General features: G+C 41.4%; 14 protein-coding genes and 2 tRNA genes. 10 read left to right on the top strand and 6 right to left on the bottom strand.

What is annotated here, in order from left to right; genetic code table 11:
* Positions 1-288 precede the first annotated feature (288 nt).
* The 3 genes from sppA (at position 289) to AM608_RS08860 (ending at position 3,217) form a co-directional block, all read left to right on the top strand.
* The gene (sppA, locus tag AM608_RS08870) at positions 289-2,061 is read left to right on the top strand and encodes a signal peptide peptidase SppA (RefSeq protein WP_053581489.1); all 1,773 of its coding nucleotides are present in this window, start codon (positions 289-291) and stop codon (positions 2,059-2,061) included.
* Between the two features lie 94 nt (positions 2,062-2,155).
* On the top strand, positions 2,156-2,353 hold the full coding sequence (locus tag AM608_RS08865; protein ID WP_009410562.1) for a hypothetical protein: 198 nt from the start codon (positions 2,156-2,158) through the stop codon (positions 2,351-2,353).
* A 60-nt stretch (positions 2,354-2,413) separates the two neighbouring features.
* A complete protein-coding gene (locus tag AM608_RS08860) occupies positions 2,414-3,217 on the top strand; it encodes an RNA methyltransferase (RefSeq protein ID WP_053581488.1) in 804 nt (267 codons plus the stop codon).
* Between the two features lie 59 nt (positions 3,218-3,276).
* Here AM608_RS08860 and AM608_RS08855 read toward each other — a convergent pair whose 3' ends face one another.
* The 6 genes from AM608_RS08855 to AM608_RS08830 form a co-directional block, all read right to left on the bottom strand.
* Positions 3,277-3,981, bottom strand: a complete 705-nt coding sequence (locus tag AM608_RS08855; RefSeq protein WP_053581487.1) for a phosphoadenylyl-sulfate reductase — start codon at positions 3,979-3,981, stop codon at positions 3,277-3,279.
* A gap of 4 nt (positions 3,982-3,985) precedes the next feature.
* Positions 3,986-4,789, bottom strand: coding sequence for a DUF3298 and DUF4163 domain-containing protein (locus AM608_RS08850; protein ID WP_053581486.1), 804 nt, complete (start codon positions 4,787-4,789; stop codon positions 3,986-3,988).
* 75 nt (positions 4,790-4,864) lie between these two features.
* The gene (locus tag AM608_RS08845) at positions 4,865-5,515 is read right to left on the bottom strand and encodes a metal-dependent transcriptional regulator (RefSeq protein WP_009420442.1); all 651 of its coding nucleotides are present in this window, start codon (positions 5,513-5,515) and stop codon (positions 4,865-4,867) included.
* A 57-nt stretch (positions 5,516-5,572) separates the two neighbouring features.
* The gene (locus tag AM608_RS08840; protein ID WP_015782391.1) at positions 5,573-6,100 is read right to left on the bottom strand and encodes an acyl-CoA thioesterase; all 528 of its coding nucleotides are present in this window, start codon (positions 6,098-6,100) and stop codon (positions 5,573-5,575) included.
* A 4-nt stretch (positions 6,101-6,104) separates the two neighbouring features.
* The gene (locus AM608_RS08835; RefSeq protein WP_053581485.1) at positions 6,105-7,475 is read right to left on the bottom strand and encodes an SPOR domain-containing protein; all 1,371 of its coding nucleotides are present in this window, start codon (positions 7,473-7,475) and stop codon (positions 6,105-6,107) included.
* A 98-nt stretch (positions 7,476-7,573) separates the two neighbouring features.
* Positions 7,574-7,645: transfer RNA gene (locus AM608_RS08830), tRNA-Arg, on the bottom strand.
* Between the two features lie 1,394 nt (positions 7,646-9,039).
* On the opposite strand from AM608_RS08830, the gene AM608_RS08825 reads away from it, so the two are divergent.
* The 7 genes from AM608_RS08825 (at position 9,040) to AM608_RS08795 (ending at position 18,786) form a co-directional block, all read left to right on the top strand.
* A complete protein-coding gene (locus AM608_RS08825) occupies positions 9,040-9,990 on the top strand; it encodes a type IX secretion system membrane protein PorP/SprF (RefSeq protein ID WP_009411039.1) in 951 nt (316 codons plus the stop codon).
* A gap of 17 nt (positions 9,991-10,007) precedes the next feature.
* Positions 10,008-10,373, top strand: a complete 366-nt coding sequence (gene folB, locus AM608_RS08820; protein ID WP_053581484.1) for a dihydroneopterin aldolase — start codon at positions 10,008-10,010, stop codon at positions 10,371-10,373.
* 45 nt (positions 10,374-10,418) lie between these two features.
* Positions 10,419-10,489 (top strand) — tRNA-Cys (locus tag AM608_RS08815).
* Positions 10,490-10,536: 47 nt separating this feature from the next.
* On the top strand, positions 10,537-10,917 hold the full coding sequence (locus AM608_RS08810) for a hypothetical protein (protein ID WP_053581483.1): 381 nt from the start codon (positions 10,537-10,539) through the stop codon (positions 10,915-10,917).
* Positions 10,918-11,033: 116 nt separating this feature from the next.
* Positions 11,034-11,513: a regulatory protein RecX gene (locus AM608_RS08805; RefSeq protein WP_053581482.1), complete on the top strand. Its 480-nt coding sequence runs from the start codon at positions 11,034-11,036 to the stop codon at positions 11,511-11,513.
* On the top strand, positions 11,503-13,161 hold the full coding sequence (locus AM608_RS08800) for a hypothetical protein (RefSeq protein ID WP_053581481.1): 1,659 nt from the start codon (positions 11,503-11,505) through the stop codon (positions 13,159-13,161). The genes AM608_RS08805 and AM608_RS08800 overlap by 11 nt, the downstream gene beginning before the upstream one ends.
* Positions 13,162-13,311: 150 nt before the next feature.
* Positions 13,312-18,786: an alpha-2-macroglobulin gene (locus AM608_RS08795; protein WP_053581480.1), complete on the top strand. Its 5,475-nt coding sequence runs from the start codon at positions 13,312-13,314 to the stop codon at positions 18,784-18,786.
* The last annotated feature ends 392 nt before the right edge of the window (positions 18,787-19,178 follow it).

Genomic DNA, 19,178 nt, shown 5'->3' with positions numbered 1-19,178 from the left:
AAGTTGATTACCCTAATAATCAAAATCCTTTAGTTACATTGTAAGGGCGATTTGCCAATCGCCCTCACAAAACAAAACTTTCTAGATAAGCTCTTTTTTTGTATTAAAACTTTGCTGATTTGTTAATTTTCTCCTATCTTTGCCCCTGTATTAACTCAAATAAAAGAAATGAAAAAGGCTTTTTACAGCCTTATTGCTATTGCGGTAACATTAGTAACCTTTACTGCTTGCTCCTCTGATGGAGGAGGTAATTAAAACCTAAAAAATAATCATTAAAACATCAACAATATGACTTTTTTTAAGACTCTCTTAGCCACTATCCTCGGATTCTTTATCTCTATGGGGATATGTTTTATTCTTTTCCTCATCTTCATCTCTGTGATGATAAGCTCAGTGGTAGGTGGTGCCAAAGGTGAAGAAGTGAGTGTGAAGGACAACTCTGTACTCGAACTCTCTTTTGAAGAACCATTAGTAGACTACGGCGAGCGCATAACCTTTAAGGATTTCGACTATACCTCTGAATCCTATAACGGACTTAATGCAACTCTCAAAGCTATTGAGAACGCCAAAACCGACAAGCGTATCAAAGGTATTTACCTCAAAAGTACGGGTAATATCGGCGGATTAGCTTTCGCTCAAGAACTTCGTAAGGCTTTGGAGGATTTCAAGACTTCTGGCAAATTCGTCTTAGCTTATAGCGATGAAATTTCCCAACTCGATTACTATCTCCAAACCGTAGCCGATAAGGTGTATATTAGTCAGCTCGGAAGTGTTGCTCTCCGGGGTCTCTCTTCTGAAGTCCTTTTCTTCAAAGGGCTCCAAGAAAAAAGCGGTGTACAAATGGAAGTGATTCGCCACGGTAAATACAAAAGCGCTGTAGAACCTTTCTTAGACAATAAGATGAGCGATAACAACCGCAAGCAACTCACCGAATTACTCTCTGCTATGTGGAACGTCATCGTTACCGATATCGCTAAAAGTCGTAATATTCCCGTAGAAAAACTCAATGAAATAGCTACCAATGTAGGCGGACGCACTGCACAGTTAGCTAAAAACAACGGACTCATAGACGGTATCCTTTTCCGCGATGAATTCGAACAAATCATCTGTGATAAAACCGGTAGTAAAAGTATCGATAAGGTTGATTTTATCAAAATTGAAGATTATGCCGAAGCCGTAGTAGGCAAAGCAACGGGCAAACACTCCAAAAACAAGATAGCTGTTATCTATGCCGATGGTCAGATTATGCAAGGCGAAGGACGTGCCGAAATCGTGGGCAATGAAACCATTATCCGCGCCTTGCGCAAAGCCTCTGATAATAAAGATATAAAAGCTATTGTGCTTCGTATCAATTCCCCTGGTGGCGATGCCTTAGCCTCTGAATTGATGCACAGAGAAATCGAAGTTACTAAAAAGAAGAAAAAGGTATATGTTTCTATGGGCAACTATGCCGCTTCAGGAGGCTATTATATTGCGTGCAATGCTAATCGCATTTTTGCAGAAGCAGGTACTATCACCGGTTCTATTGGGGTGTTTGGGGTAATTCCTAATGTAAATGCTTTAGCTACCAACTGGGGTATAAATGCCGAAACTGTAAGCACTCACCCCAACGCTCAGTTTTATAGTGTATTCCAAAAACCTACTGAACAATTTAAAAAAGAAATGACCGAATCTATCGAGCAAGTGTATACTGTATTTTTAGACCGTGTAGCCAAAGGGCGTGGTAAAACGGTTGCCCAAATAGACTCCATTGCACAAGGAAGAGTATGGAGCGGTAAAGAAGCTCTTGCTAATGGTTTGGTAGACGAAATCGGCTCGCTAAACGATGCTATCGCCTACGCTGCCAAAGACAACGGACTCAAAGAATATCGCACCGTTTCTTACCCTACTTTTGAGATGGACTTTAAAGCAATGTTCCGCCGTTTTGGAGCGAATCTGAGAAGCGAGAACTTGTGCAATGAGATGGGTGTAGAAGCTTATGAAGTCTATCAGCAGGTGAAACATATCGCTCAGCAACGTGGAGTGCAAGCCCATTTAGAATACGATGTGAAACTGAAATAGTTATAAAAATTAACACAATATTAACACCTAAAAACTTGCTTAGTTCATTTTAAAGAAGTACATTTGTACAGTGAAATTCTAAATAGATGAAGTTATGAAACGAGCTATGTTTGAATATACCACAATGATTTTATCGAAAGTGAGTTTCGACCCTAACCTATTTTGTAAGGAACTTAAAAAAGCTATTGATAGGTTATTACCTTATGAAATAGAAGAATTGAAAGTTTGGTTAGATGACTACACCAAGAATAAGCCCGAGCTGATGCAGTGTATGGTGCTTATGGATAAATGATAACAAAAGCTGCCTACGAGAGTAGGCAGCTTTTTCTTACTTTTTATCTCTTACCTAAAAATGAACATCACCAGTACTCAAAACCCCCTAATAAAGAAAATAGTTCTCCTCAGCGAGAAATCACGCGAGCGTAAAAAAGAAGGAATATGTGTAGTAGAAGGTGCCCGCGAGATACGCTTAGCCCTTGAAGGAGGCTATACTCTCGAAACACTGCTATATCAGCCTGAGATTTTTGCAGAAGGACACTTGCAAAAACTTCTTAGCCATACAGCTCAAAGAGTAAATCCTATCGCTATTAGCAAAGAAGTATACCAAAAGATTAGTTATCGCAGTTCTACTGAGGGGGTTATTGCCTTAATACAGACTAAAAAACACAGCTTAAATACGTTAGCTTTCGCAACCGACTCTCCTTTGTTATTGGTAGCTGAAGCTCCTGAAAAACCAGGTAATATAGGGGCTCTCCTTCGCACTGCCGATGCTGCTAATATAGACGCTGTGATTATTGCCAATCCTAAAACTGACCTCTACAACCCTAATATTATACGCTCGAGCGTGGGTTGTGTGTTTACTGTTCCTATTGCAACGGGGAGCACTACTGAAGTGATTGATTTTCTCAAAGCCAAAGGTATCAATAGCTATTGTGCTGCTCTTACAGCCTCTAAACCTTACTACGAAGTATCGTTTGAGGAAGCCAGTGCTATCGTAGTAGGTACGGAAGACCAAGGTCTTACAGAGGAATGGCTTACTCATAGCACTCAGAACATCATTATCCCAATGGAGGGCGTAATCGACTCTATGAATGTATCAGTTGCTGCTGCGGTGCTTATTTTTGAAGCGAAAAGACAAAGGGTAAATCTTAATTAATAAAATATTTATAGAGAACAAGAGCTCCACTTAGCCTTGCTAAGTGGAGCTCTTTGTTATTATTTGTGTTCGTGTAGTCCGCATTCTTTTTTACTATTGCTTTCCCACCACCAACGACCTGCACGAAAATCTTCACCCTCTTTGATAGCACGAGTACAAGGGGCACAGCCTATGCTTACAAAACCTTTGTCGTGTAGCACATTATAAGGAATGTTATGTGACTTGATAAAGGCTTTGGTATCTTCAAACGTCCAATGGAGGATAGGATTGTATTTAAAGAGCTGGTAAGTATCGTCCCATTCGAGTATAGGGAGATCTTTACGAGCATTACTTTGGTCGGCACGCAAACCTGTTACCCATACTTTCTTGTCTTTTAGCGCTCGGCTAAGGGGTTCTACTTTGCGTATATGACAGCACTCTTTACGCAGTTCTACTGAGCGATAAAAAGACAAAGGACCATTTTTATGTACATATTCTTCTATATCGTGTGTTTTGGGATAATAAGGCAAAATATGTGTATTGTAGCGCTGTTCAGTACTTTCCCAAACTGAGTAAGTTTCGTTGAACAAACGACCGGTATCTAAGGTGAAAATACTAATAGGAATTTGGTTTGCGAGAATGAGGTGAGTAATAGCTTGGTCTTCTAGCCCAAAGCTGGTTGAAAAAACTATCTCATTAGGAAATTGTTCAGCTAAAAAAGCAAGACCTTCTACTTCTGTTTTTTGTAAGAGAGCGTTATGTAATGTTGTTAATCGTTCTTTCATAGTGTTATTTATTGTCAGCAAAAGTGAGATAAGGCATAATTTCTTTTATAGGTACTTTCACTTCAAAAGGCGTATCTACATAAGGAGCTATCTCAAAAGGTTCATAGAACAAAATGAGAGCATCGGCTGCTACGCCCATTTGGTTAGGAAGACGAAAGATTCCGTCTTCAAAATCAAACTTCTTATCATCTAAAGGAGTGATGGTGGCGTTTTGTTGTGCTTTCTCAAAATAATGTTTGGCTATTTGGGTTACTTTTTCTTCATCGGTAAAGAGGTTTTCATTAGTAATTACTTCGCCATTATCTAACGCAAAGTGAGTGAAAACTTTGGTTTGTATGGGTTGTGCTTCACCGGTAAAAGCATAACGGTTGGACACTAAAGAAAGCATCTTACTGTTTTGCCACATAATGCTATCGGTAGCGATAAACTCGAAAGCAGGGAGTTCAGGGAAATGTTCGTGAAGCTTATAGTAATCTTTTGTAAGGCTATCTAAAGCTTTTTCTATACTGATACCTTCCACTTGTAGAGAGTCGTCGTTGGAAAGGAGAAAATTGGAGAGTTGTAGCTCTATCTCTTGATTGAAATTCTTAGCAAACTCGCTATTACCGTTGCAATATAGATAGTTTAGGCTTACAGAGAAACAGTTATCTTCGCAATTCTCATCGCTACGTTCTATAGTTTTCTCTTCAAAGCTGATTTTTTGAGTACGGGTATAGTGACGGTAAATGCAGTAACCGCAGTAACCGATTATTATAATGAATATAAGACCTAAAATAAGACTTAGTTTTTTTATATTGTTTTTTTTCATCTTTTTAAAACCTTTGTTTGTAGAATTTCAATTTTACCAAAGTTTGCGACGCAATTAATCATTTACAATTAATCACTAACCATTGACATAGATATTTCGGCATACCATTGCTGATAGGTTGATTTGTTTGTCGTTTACCAGTAGAGTCATAGAGTCGTCGAAGGGTTCTTTGCTGAGTACTTCTATTTCGTCGCCAAGAGCTATATTCATTTTGTTGAGGTAAACGAGAAATTCCTTAGAGGTGTTCTTTACTGCTGCACATATACCTTTATCGCCTTGTTTGAGCTCGCTTAATAGGGTTTGAATAGTGGTGGTAAAAACGCCTTCTTTGTTAGGAATCGGGTCGCCGTGGGGGTCTTTTTTAGGAAAATCGAGGAAAGCATCGAGGCGCTCTATAAGTTTTTCTGACTGTATATGTTCTAACTCTTCGGCTATTTCGTGCACTTCGTCCCAAGAGAAATTGAGTTTTTCGACTAAGAATACTTCCCAAAGACGATGTTTGCGAATGATAGCAATAGCTTTCTGCGTGCCTTTTTTAGTAAGTGTTACCCCTTGATATTTTACATAGTTTATGAGCCCCTTATCGGCTAACCTTTTAAGCATATCGGTTACTGATGAAGCTTTGGTATTCATCACTTCGGCAATAGCATTGGTATTCACCTCTTCTTTCTTTTCGTTATAAAGGTGAAAGATAGCTTTCAAGTGGTTTTCTTCAGATAAGGTCATTTTGCTTTGTTTTTAAGAGAAAAACCGCCTTTTACAGCGGTTCTATTACTAAATGCATCAGCTATTTTCTAATTCAGTAAAGAGAGCTTTTAGCTCGGTAGCGTCGTGCGGACTGAGTTTACCTGCAAGCACAAGACTCAGTTGGCGACGTTGTAGGGCACCGTCGTAACGTTCTTTTTCGAGTTGGGTTTCTGGCTCTATCTCAGGTACTTTTACGGGGCGACCGTTTTCGTCTACCGCTACGAAAGAGTAAATCGCCTCGGTAGCTTTGGTACGTTCGCCATAGATATTTTCCATCCACACATCGATATATACTTCCATAGAAGTAGAGAAAGCGCGAGAGATGGCGGCTTCGACCGTTACGATGCTTCCTATGCGTATGCTGTGAGTAAAAGCCACGTGGTTTACTGATACGGTAACGGTTAAACGCCCAGAGTGACGTTGTGAGGCAATACTAGCAGCTCTATCCATACGGGCGAGGAGTTCACCTCCAAACAGAGCGTTGAGGTGATTGGTTTCGCCTGGGAGTACGAGGTCGGTGAGTATAGTACGTGAGTCAGAAGGTTTTTTCTTGAGTTTCATCATTATTTTAGGGTTGAGTTAGTATCCAGCCACCGTCGAGTTTTTTCTCTTCTTTAGAGTTTTGCACTTCTTTTTGTTGTAGTTTAGCTTCGTCCATAGAATCGAACCCGCCATAACTTACTTGGTACAAACCTCTGGCGTTCATTCCTAATACGAAAGCGTTTTTATACCCCAGCTTTTGGAGTTGTTTCACTCGGGTTTCTGCGTTTTTCTCGTCTTTAAAAGCCCCTGCAATCACTTGATATTTTTTAGCTGCCATTGCCGAATTTGTACGTACAGGGGTAGAGGCTACACCTGAGGTATTGGTTTGAGCGGGCTTAGGTGTTGTAGTGGTTTGTGCAGGTTTGGGCGCAGTGCTGGTTTGCGCTGGCTTAGGCGTAGCTGTAGCTTGTACAGGCGTGTTAGCGGGCTTGGTTGTCGCTACCGTAGTGGCAGCTTGATTAGTGGACTGAGTAGGTTTTTGTTCAGGCTTTACTTGCTCAGGTTTTACTTGTTCGGGCTTTTTAGCCTTTACTTTTTCTACTTGCAAAGGAATAGCAGGGATAGTAATAGGCGGGGTGAACACGGCTGCTTCGCTGAGTTTTTGGTTAAGACGCTCTTGTACCAAGCTGTCAGTAATTGCAAACTGTTGTTCGTTATTGCCATCGTTTACTACTCTTTCGCCGAAGAGCAGGTAGGCTCCATAAGCCAAAAAAGCTAAGCCTACTGAGGCTACTGCTGTATATTTTACATACGGCATTATTTTAGCAGGTTTCTTTTCCTTAGCTGGCGGTGGGGTAGTACCTCTGTGGGTTTTAGGAGTATTGGTTACCACAGGAGCTGTAACTTGGCTCACAGGACTTTCAGTAGGAGTTACTACGGCATCTTCTTCTTCTGGCGGAAGGTTAGGAATGCCGGTATCGGTACTTGAATGGTCGAGTGTAGGACGGATTTGATTTTCTTCTATTTTCAAATCGGAGGCGGTTACTTCGTGAGGTACGAAAGGCGCCATACCGAAAGAATCGGTGAGGAAATTCACGTCGTCAGCGGGTTCGAAAGAGATACGACCTTCGCCGACTAACCTAAGAGTCCCGATTTTTTCGAGATTTAAGGTTTGGTCTTGCTTCAAGATGCGTTTCCACCCTTCGACAGCTAAGTTTACGTAATCTTCTACCAAGTTATACTCGATACCTGTTTGTTCGGATATATACTTGATGAGCAAGCCGTCGTTAGAAGTGAGGCTTGCGTTGAAACTGAGCTCTCGTTTAGGAGGGTCGAACGTTTTATCTTCAGCCATTTGGGCTGATTTCCTATTAGATATAAATGCTCCAAACTTAGGGATAATCACGCATTGGTGTTTGTAGAGCAATTCTTCGATGTATACATTTAGGTCTTTCATAATTCCGATATTTTAAGTTATTAAAATGATGGATTTGCCTTTTGAAACAACAAAGGTACGATATTTTTTTATACCGACCAAGTTTTTTGATAAAAAAGTGGTCTTGCCAAGAATCGAACTTGGATCAAAAGTTTAGGAAACTTCTATTCTATCCGTTGAACTACAAGACCTGTAATTAATTTTTTGCAAAGGTACGACTTTTTTTGAAACTACGAAAAAATGTGATGAAAGAAGAGAAAAGTGCGAGGCCTTAGGCCTTAGGGCATAGGCACTAGGAACGCGACGAAAAAGTGACAAGAGGGTGGGAAATTAGGAAATGAGAGAATGAGAGAATTAGGAAATGAGGAGTGATAAAAATAGTTTTTGACAGGTCGGACGTGTCGGACGGAGGTTAGGCGAGATTGAAAACTTTATTGGGGAGGGTCTTTGAGAGTCGGAAGGAAACGGAAAAGTTCGGAAGAAGGTTAAGAGGGATTTTGATAAAAAAAGGGTGTAAGGAGGGTGGGGTTAGCTTATAGAGAGCTTATAGGAAGCTTATACGAATCTTGGACGATTGGTATAGAAAGGGTATATAAAAAGTTGACTCATAGTATAATACAGCGATGCAAAAAATGGTAAAAACGGGGTTTCGAGGCGAAAGAAAGAGGAAGAGGTGATAGGCCTTAGGGCATAGGCACTAGGGGGGGGGAGTATGACGGAAAAAATAATGAAATGACGAATGACGAGAGACGAATGACGAAGAAAATGTGATGAAAATCTCTCGCGGACTTCCCTCGGAGAGGGGGAATGTGGCGAATCATTTATTGGGTAAGCCCCCGAACCCCCGAAGGGGGACAAGCTGGAAAAGGCGACAAACTTCCGCCTTTACACATACTTCGCTCTCGTGGGGCACATACCCAGCCATCGCTGGCTACCTTCAAAGGGGGAATATGGCGACGGAAAAGAGAAGAAATAATTAAAAAATTAGCAAATTTGGGAATTGGTAGTGAGAGCACGAGCTAAAAGCTCGCGCCAGCGGAGTAAAGGCTTGCGCCAGCGGAGGGCAAAGTTGAACCTCCTATAAAGCGACCTCCAATGAGGTCGGTCAGGCAGAATGGTTCGGACTTGTGGGACGAGTGAAGGAAGAATAATGCCGGAAGGGTGATTTTAGAGTGATGTGGGAAAGATGTTTTGTGGTTTATAGAAAAAAATCATCATTTTGAAACGTTAAAATTGTTTAGGTGGGGTTATTAAGATACGGTGTTTTTTACACATATGAAAAAATGTATTAAAAGCCGTTTTTAGCATTATAATCTTCATAAAAAAGCATAAATAGGCTATTTTTATATGTTAATTATTCACAAAACATAAAAATATAAAAAGCTGAAAAACAGCTTTAAAAATGTTAATAAAAATATAAATGTGTTAAATATGCACATTTTTTTTGTAAAAAAATAGTGCAGTAAAAAAATAATGAGTATATTTGCTGAAAATTTTGCACACTATAGCTACGTACTATATAGGTGTTGTGAGATAATAAGTAATTTTATAGCAAGAAAATAGTTTAAGTAAATTTTTATCGACAATGAAAAGAATAGTATTGTTAATGCTCGCACTATGCACTATGGGGGGGAAAGCTCTTTCGCAAGAGCTGAACTTGCCACAAATGAACCAATATTTGGCAGATAGCGAATTTCTTATTGCCCCTACCTATGCAGGTATTGGGGACTTTGTGAGAATACGTCTTTCAGCAGGTACTCAATGGGTAGGCGTTAAGGGCGCTCCTGACTATCAATCGCTTGCGGGAGATATGCGTTTAGGAGAACGCAGCGGCGTGGGGCTTATGCTTTATAATGACCGCAACGGGAACACCAAGCAAATGGGGGGTAAAGCTACGTTTGCACACCACCTTACACTTGACCGTTATGACAACCACTTTATTTCATTTGGTATTTCGTATGCCTTGAACACTTTTAGGATTGATATCGACAAGTTCGACAATATTCCTGACCCACAAGTTACTAACGACCGCTTTACTGTGAATCACAACTTTGATGTAGCGGTGCTTTACCGCTATAAAAGATGGTTTGTAAACCTATCGGGTTTGAACATCTTAAACAAGGATATTGAGCGTTTCTACAAAGAAGAGCCTAAGGCTTTGCGCAATTACCTTGTTTACGCAGGATATCGTTATAAAAAAGATAAGAACAGTCGTTTTGAAATAGAGCCTTCAGTACTCTATCAGTACTACGAAAGCGACGGGCGTTCTACTACTGATTTTAACCTTAAATTCCGCTGGATGGATTTAGACGATTATTATTGGGTAGGGGTGAACTATCGCTCGTTAAATGACCAAATCTTCAAACCGCTGAACATTGGTCCTATGGCGGGACTCAAACGCGGAATGGTGTACTTTGCATACTCTTACCAACTCCACTTAAACGAACTTATCAGATACAACTCAGGTACTCACGTGATAACCTTAGGTCTTGACCTATTCCAAGGAGTAAGTAACTGTAAATGTGCACAGCGATAGTAGTATAACAATATAGAATGCAACATATTATCTTAAAGAACATACGCGTTCGCGCCAATCACGGATGCCTTGCTGAAGAGGGCATTATAGGGAGTGATTACCGCGTGGATGTGAAGGTGAAAGTTCCTCTTGAAAAAGCTATTAAGAGCGACCGACTTGCTGACACGGTAGACTATGTACACTTGAACAGGATTGTAAAAGAAGAGATGGCTATACGGTCGGAATTATTAGAGCACGTAGCGGGTCGCATTATAGACAGGATATTCAAAGAACTTTTTGAGGTTCAGAAGATAACACTTGAGATTGCAAAAATCAATCCCCCTATTAATGGCGACGTAGCCTCGGTGAGTGTAAAAATAAAACAGAAAAAACTTGCTAATTAAAAAAAAGGTAGTAACTTTGCACGCTGATACTACAAAACATAAAAAGGCATCGTGGCCGAGGGGCTAGGCAGAGGTCTGCAAAACCTTTTACAGCGGTTCAAATCCGCTCGATGCCTCACTTTTTAACTAAATAATTAATCCACAAAGTAAAAATTTCAAAAAGATGACAAACGTTTTAGACAAATTTATTCAGGATGTAAAAGACAATATTCCTGGATTTATCGCCGTTTCAGTAACTGAAGTACGTTCAGGGGTTTCTTACGGTGCAGAATCAGTAGATCCTAGTTTTGACCCTAACTTAGGTTCTGCTTATAACTTAGAGGTAGTGAAGGCTAAACAAAATGCACTTCAAGCATTAGGATTGGCTACTAAGGAAAAAATAGATGAGATTGTAATTGTTTTAACTGACCAAAATCACATTATTGATGTGTCAGCAAATGGTAGTTATTTCATTTATTTAGTAGTAGACTCGACTAAAGCAAACTATGGTATAACAAGAGCTTTACTCGCTAAGTACAAAAAAGATTTAGCAGCTATATTCTAATCACAGCTCTAATTCCCACAAAATTAAGTTAGTAAAAGATTGTAAAGAAGTTATTATTAAAAGAAAGCTACCGTATTGGTAGCTTTTCTTGTATCTTTGCCCAATTACAAAATATAATGGAAGCTACTGCAAAGACCTATACCGTACAAGAGGCAAAAGAGCGACTGGAAGCCTATTGTGCCTACCAAGAACGTTGCCACCGCGAGGTAGTAACGAAGCTACGTGCGATGGGTATGATACCTTTGGCTATTGATGATATAGTGGTACACCTGATACAGAACGGCTTCCTAAACGAAGAGCGCTTTGCTAAAAGCTTTGCCCGTGGGAAGTTTCGCATCAAAAAATGGGGACGCGTGCGCATAGAGCGGGAACTGAAGACCAGAGGGCTTTCGGATTACAATATTGAAGTGGGCTTAGAAGAAATTGACGAAGAAGAATACATAGATACTTTCGAGATAGTGGCTGAGAAAAAACAAGCTACCATTAAAGAAAAGAACCTTTATAAAGCTAAAGCTAAACTGGCTAATTACCTACTGTACCGCGGTTGGGAGCCGGATTTGGTTTATGAGAAAGTAGAAGAATTATATGAAAAGTAGAGCACAGGAATCAACGAACGCTATAGAGCGTATGTATGTAACGATGAGACACCTCTTTTCAAGGGGTTTCTATAAACCTATGGGTATCTCGGGCGAGGCACTACGCGAATCACTACTGGTATTACGCCCAGAAATCTATGGTAGTATTGCAGAGAGCAAATCGGAACTGAGCGGGCTTATTTACGTACTTGACCGTCTGCCTGAAGGGATTGAGCAGTGTAAATACATCAACCTAATTGCTGATGAGGGATACCGCCAATCGCACTTCAAGCCTATTATCCCGCCGAAACGTCGCCGCAATTGTTACCGCATAGACCCTGAGCAGATGAATATTGAAATCACTCGTGGTCGTTCGGATATTTACGACGTGCTTACGCACCTTACTTTCCTATTTATAGAGTCACACAAAATCGCTGACCGCATTCTGTTAGACGACAATAAAATTTCGCACGATTGGGCAAAATTAGAAGCCAATATACAAAAGAGTAAACTCACCCTTGCCGAGCGTGAGGCTACCTTTATACACATAGGCAACCTTTTAGGGCGCACTTTTGAAGAGGTGCTGGGGGCTTACAAAGCCTTAGCTACTCCTACCCTACCCGACCGCTTTATCCACATTATTTACTGGTTAGGGAAGCTCGCTCTGAACGAACGCGTGAACGACGATAAGCGCACTATCACCTTTAGCACTGTATTGCGCGAGCGTATCGGGCATCACCTGCACGGAGAGATATGGGCGGAACACATCAAGCATATATTACTAAAAAATGGACTCTTAGAACGCCCGTTACACATCATCAGTGCCAATATGCACAGCGTAATGAACAGCTTGTTTGCTAAAAAAGCACTTGCCAAAGAAGTGGAAGTAAGCTCACGTGTAGAACTCTTCGAGCTCCTAAGTCTGCCCGAAAGTGAACCTTTACGCAAAAAAGTGAAGGAATACGCTCATAAACACGGAATGATTTCGGTAGACGATACTTCTGGCACGAATATCGACGTGCAACTGTTTGACACTGCCAAAATAGACTTTACAGATACACCATACGAAGTACATTATCTTGAAAAGGGTGAAAAACCTGTGATATTAGTAATGGACTACGCTTTTGGTGAACAAGCCTTTGAGACCATAGATGAACTCCTAAAACCTTATCACAAAGGAGGCAAGACCTATTTCTTAGACGTTCTTTCTATCTCAATTATGGGTAAGGCAGGCATCTTGGAAGGCGAGAAAGGAGACCTAATGATTCCTACTGCACACATCTTCGAAGGTACGGCAGATAACTATCCTTTCCACAACGAATTTACCAAAGCTGACTTTGAAGGCAATGGACTGAAAGTGTTTGAGGGCTCTATGATTACTGTGCTGGGAACTTCGCTACAAAATAAAGATATATTAAAATTCTTCCTACACTCTACGTGGAATGCAGTAGGCTTGGAGATGGAAGGTGTACATTACCAAAAAGCCATACAGTCGGCATCAAAAATACGCAAGAGCATACGTGAAGATGTGAAAGTGCGTTATGCCTACTACGCTTCCGACAATCCTTTGGAGACTGGTAGCACTCTTGCCTCAGGAGGCTTGGGTACTACGGGAGTAAAGCCTACCTACCTCATCACCTTTAAAATATTAGAGCAGATTTTTAATTAAGTACAAGTCACACAAACAGTCGTAACAGTACAAACAATTAGAGTGAGCGACACAAGTATTATTTTTAGAGGTACGCTTTTTCAGAAAGCATTTGCTAATTTGATAATTAATTCCTACCTTTGTACCTTAAAATATTAGTGTCATCAAAATATGAAAAAAATAAGCTTTGTACTGATAGCGTTGTTGGTCGCTATCGCTTGTAAGAAGAATGTAAATTTCAACAGCGACCCACTAGCTTTTAAAGATTATATTTCAGGGTATACCTCAGGGCTTATCTCTGCTCACTCAGGAATAAAAATACTACTGAATGAACCCTTGTCGCAAGACAAAATGGACAAGGTGAGCGACCTTAACCTCTTTGAAATTTCGCCTAAGGTGAAAGGAAAAGTGGTGTGCGTAAACCCTACACTTGTAGAGTTTATGCCTGAAAAACCTTTGGCTCAAAACACAGAGTACCGCGTGTCGTTTCACGTAAAGAAGCTCTATGCAGTACCAAAAAAGGAACTGGAGATTTTCAACTTTACAGTGAAAACTTTTCAACAAGCCTTTCGAGTAAGGTCAAACGAGTTACAGTCGTATAACCGTGATTATTATTTTCTTAGTGCTGAACTCTTGGCTAATGACCAAATACCTTACGAAACCGCTAAAGAGATTTTAAAAGCGACTCTTGATGGGAAGAAAGTAGGTGTAAAATTCCAGTCGCAAGGCACTAATAACAAGTTTGTAATTATCTTCGACAGCTTACCTCGTCTCAACAAAGAACAAACTCTTCAAATAAAATGGGACGTTAAAGATATACCTAAAGAAAACCTCATACCTTTCTCTTATACTATTCCGCAAAAGGGGGTATTCAAGGCACTGAACGCTAAAACCGACGGTGCCAACCAAGCTTTCAGTGTAAACTTTTCTGACCCCTTAGAAAAAGAACAAGATTTTACAGGACTCATAAGCCTCAGCAATACCAATACTGCACTGAAATACAGCGTAAACGGCAACGTAGTGAAAGTCTTCCGCGAGGAACAAAAAGAGGGCGATTACAAGGTGCACGTTTCTAAAGGTATCAAGAATATCTATGGCGACCGCTTGGAAAAAGAAGCGACTTTTGACATCAAATTTTTACAGCAAAAACCCGATATTCGCTTCCTTAAGAGCGGTACTATCCTACCGAGCTCACAGAATTTGAAAATCAACTTCCAAACTATCAACTTGCGCGCGGTGAATGTAACAGTATATCGCATTTTCGAGAACAATATCTTTCAGTTTTTGCAAGATAACGATTTGGGCGGAGGCTCGTATATACAGCGTGTAGGCAAACCTATTGCACGAAAAGTACTCAAACTGAACGACAGTGCGCTCTATCCGCTGAACGAGTGGAATACTTATTCGCTCGACCTTGCTTCGGTGATTACGCCCGAACCAGGGGCGATTTACCGAGTAGAATTAGGAATGACCAAAAACTATTCACTCTACGCTTGTGGTGCTAAAAACGAAGAACCTCTTGACCTTTCGTTTGAACAAAAACCATTAAATGACGACGATGTAACCTACTCTCAATACTATGATTACGACGAAGAATTCTATTGGGAAGAAGACGAGGATAGTCCTTGTAAAGACAATTATTACTACGGCAGAACGGTGGGTACCAATGTGCTTGCTTCCGACCTTGGGGTAATTGTAAAGAAAGGACAAACGAACAACTTTACCATAGTAGTAAACGACTTGCTTACTACCAAACCGGTAGTTGGAGCAATAGTAGAGGTTTTCAGCTACCAACAGCAGAAAATACAAGAAGGCAAAACCGATAGTAAGGGAATATTGCGCTTAGACCTCAGCAGTCGTGCTTACTTTGCTAAAGTGAAGAAAGACAAGTTCACTACCTATGTGAAGTTAGACGACGGCGCACCACAGTCGGTAAGCAAATACGATGTAGATGGTATGCGCTTACAGAAAGGACTCAACGGCTTTATCTATACCGAACGTGGGGTATGGCGACCCGGTGATAGCATTTATGTGGGCTTTATCTTGAACGACTTTGCCCAAAAGACTCCTGAAAAACTGCCTATCAAACTGCGCTTTACTGACCCTTACGGAAAGGTGATAGCCGAGCGTATGCAGAGTAGCAACCCTACCAACCAGTATGTATTTGGACTAAAAACCAACTCCGATGCGCCTACGGGCAATTGGAGTGTGAGTATCTCGGCAGGGGCTACGAAATTCAGCAAACGCATCAAGATTGAAACCATTAAGCCTAACCGCTTGAAGATAGAGAACAACCTCAACGGTAAACTTATCAGTCAAAAGGGCGACAATGTGCGCTTGCAAGTGTTGTGGTTACACGGCTCTCCAGCAGGTAATACAGGTGTGAGCGTGAAAGCAAAGTTCTACCCCTTAGAAACTGCCTTCAAAGGTTATGAAAAATACGTGTTCAACAATCGCGCTTATCAGTTTGAGAGCGAAGAGATGAACGTATTTGAAGGGCGTACCGATAGCAACGGGAATGCGAATTTCTACTTCAGAACGAACGACTTAGATGCTCCTGGTATGCTAAAAGTGAACTTCCTCACCCAAGCCAACGAAAGTGGGGGCGATTTCAGTACCGATGTGAGTACAGCCTCTTTCTCACCTTATAGTGAGTACGTAGGTTTACGCTTGCCCGAAACCAACAAATACGATTATTACAACACCCAACAAAACCACACTTTCGATGCAGTAGTACTCAGCGAAGACGGCAAACCACTCAGCCATAAAGACGTGTCGGTAACCGTGTATAAAGTAGGCTGGAACTGGTGGTGGGACGCTTCGAACCAGAATATCTCTACCTACAATAGCAGTAGTAGCAATGCTATTTACACCACTAAAAACATCACTACCGACAGCAGTGGTAAAGCACGTTTTACACTCAATATTCCGGATGCCGACTGGGGTCGCTATTTTATTATGCTCACTGATGACCAAAGCGGTCATAAGTGTGGCACGACTGCTTATTTTGATTGGGGTGACTGGACTGGCAAATCGCGTGGCAGTGAAGGTAGTGAAGCGGTAATGCTCGCTTTGGGTACTAACAAAAAAGAATACAGCGTAGGTGAAAAAGCTAAGATTAGTTTTCCGTCAGACAAAGGCGGTCGCGCGCTCATCTCGGTAGAAAACGGGAACGATGTACTCGAAACTCACTGGGTAGAGACCGCTAATAAAGAAACTACTTTTGAGGTACCTATCACCAATAAGATGACGCCTAATGTGTATTTCTATGTTACCCTCTTGCAACCGCACAACAAAACGCTCAATGATGCGCCTATACGCCTCTATGGGGTGATACCGGTGAAGGTGGTAGACAAGAATACCGTCCTCAATCCTGTCATTCAAATGCCCGACCGATTGACTCCTAACCAAAAGGTACAGATTAAAGTAAGTGAGAAATCGGGTAAACCGATGACGTACACTTTGGCTATCGTAGAAGACGGACTCCTAAACCTCACTCGCTTCAAAACTCCTAACCCTTGGAATACTTTCTTTAGCAAAACTGCTCTTGGAGTAAAGACTTGGGACGTATATGACGATGTAATAGGTGCTTATGGAGGTACTATCAATCAAGCGTTCAGTATAGGAGGAGACGAAGATTTAGGCGGTGCCGATGCACAGAAAGCAAACCGTTTCAAACCGTTTGTAATATTTAGAGGTCCTTTTGAACTGAAAAAAGGGGCAGGGAATACTCACACCGTGAAAATTCCTAACTATATGGGCTCTGCTCGTGTGATGGTAGTAGCCAGCGATGTGAAAGGCAACGCCTATGGTAGTGCTGAGAAAAAGGATATACCTGTGGTGAGTCCGTTATCGATTTTAGGTTCCTTACCACGCAAAGCAGTGCCTAACGAGAAAATCGTGTTGCCGGTAACCGTTTTTGCTATGGAAAAACAAGTGAAGAACGTATCGCTACAAGTAGAGACTAACGGTTTGTTTAAAGTAGTAAGCACACGCAACCAACAGTTGCACTTTGAGAAAACAGGGGAGCAAATGGCTTACTTTGAACTTGAAACCACCTCGCAAACGGGTATTGGTAAGGTGAAAATCATTGCTACTTCGGGTAAAGAAAAAGCGACTTATGAGGTGGAAATGGATGTGTACAACCCTAATCCCGTTACTTATGTAGTACAAAACGCCGTACTACAAGGCGGACAGTCACATTCTCTCAATATCAATCTCTTTGGTGAAAAAGCCAAGACTGTATTAGAAGTATCGAGCTTCCCAGGGGTGAACCTTACCCAGCGTTTGGGTTATCTTATCGCTTATCCGCACGGTTGTAGCGAGCAACTCACCTCAGGGGCGTTTCCTCAACTTTTCTTAGCTGACTTTGTAACCCTTTCTAAAGAAAAAGCCAATGAGGTGAACCGCAATGTAAGTGCTACCATTAGCAAATTGTATGAAAACCAACTCTCTAATGGAGGTTTTACCTACTGGAAAGGTGGCAAGTATGCCGATGATTGGGTAACCTCGTATATAGGTCAGTTTTTTGTAGAAGCCGAGAAGAAAGGTTATGTATTGCCCTCAGGTAGCAAACAGCGTTGGCTCGACTATCAGAACAATGAAGCGCGCCAATGGCGTTACGAGGGTAAATACCAAAACGATTTTGCCCAAGCCTATCGCCTCTATACTTTGGCTCTTGCCGGAAATCCTAACATAGGCGCTATGAACCGCTTGCGTGAACTCAGTGAGCTCACTCCTAACGCTAAACGCACTTTGGCAGCTGCCTACGCTCTTGCCGGACAAAAGCAAACCGCTGAAAAGCTCTTCCAAACCACTTCCATAGACGACGATGCCGATAGCTATTACGGCTCGGTGTTGCGCAATAAAGCAATGGCAATGGAAACCGCTTTGCTTATCGGTAGGAAAGAAGATGCAGGACGTTGGGCATTGGAGATTGCAGAAAAGCTCTCGACTAACGATTGGCTCAGCACTCAAACTACAGCCTATTCGCTTTATGCAATGGCAAAATATGTACAGAAGAACAAGAGCGGTAGAAATATCAATGCAAGCTATACCCTTAGTGGTAAAACCGAAAACTTAAAATCTACCGAGCCAATACTACAGAAGATGCTTACAGCCAAAGGTAATGAGACTTTACAAGTGAAGAACAACGGCAACCAAACCCTTTATGTACGCCTCATCACCAGCGGTATATTACCTGTAGGCAAAGAACTCGCTATGCAAAACGGATTGGCTCTTAACACGACTTACCGCGATAACAACGGACATACACTTGATGTGACCAATTTGCGCCAAAGCACTCAGTTTGTAGCTACTATTGAGATAACAAACCTCACAGGGGAGAGAGTAGACAATGTAGCACTCACTCAAATTATCCCTTCGGGCTGGGAGATTGTAAACACCCGATTTACTGACTATGATGAAGGTGATGGCAACGGTTATATAGACTACACTGATTTCCGTGATGACCGCGCGAATTTCTACTTATCGCTGAAAGCCAAACAAACAAAGTATATCAAGCTCAAGCTGAATGCTTCGTATGCGGGACACTACTATCTGCCGGGCACTTATGCTGAGGCAATGTACAGCAACCGCTACAATACCCGTACCAATGGTAGATGGGTGGAGGTAATTAGGAAATGAGATAATTAGAAAATGAGGGAATGAGAAAATGAGAAAATGAGGAAATTAACAAATAAGATGTGATATAAAAACTGCCTGCAGTAATGTGGGCAGTTTTTTATTTGAAAGATTTCTGAGAAGTTCGGAGGTGCGAGGTCGTAACACGGCAACCGTAGCACGGCAGGCAATCGTAGCACGGCAGGCGGGGAAAAAATTAGCAAATGGGGAAGCGTTAAGGGATTCAGAAGATATCGAAAATATTCGGAAGAGAGAAGGGAGGGTTTTTGATGAAAAAAGGGTGTAAGGAGGGTGGGGTTAGCTTATAGAGAGCTTATAGGAAGCTTATACGAATCTTGGACGATTGGTATAGAAAGGGTGTATAATTAGTTGAATCATAGTATAATACAGCGATG

This window comes from Capnocytophaga sp. oral taxon 323 (assembly GCF_001278825.1).
Taxonomy (GTDB): domain Bacteria; phylum Bacteroidota; class Bacteroidia; order Flavobacteriales; family Flavobacteriaceae; genus Capnocytophaga; species Capnocytophaga ochracea.
Note: the sequence above shows the minus strand (reverse complement) of the source record. Positions and strands in the feature narration are given on the sequence as shown.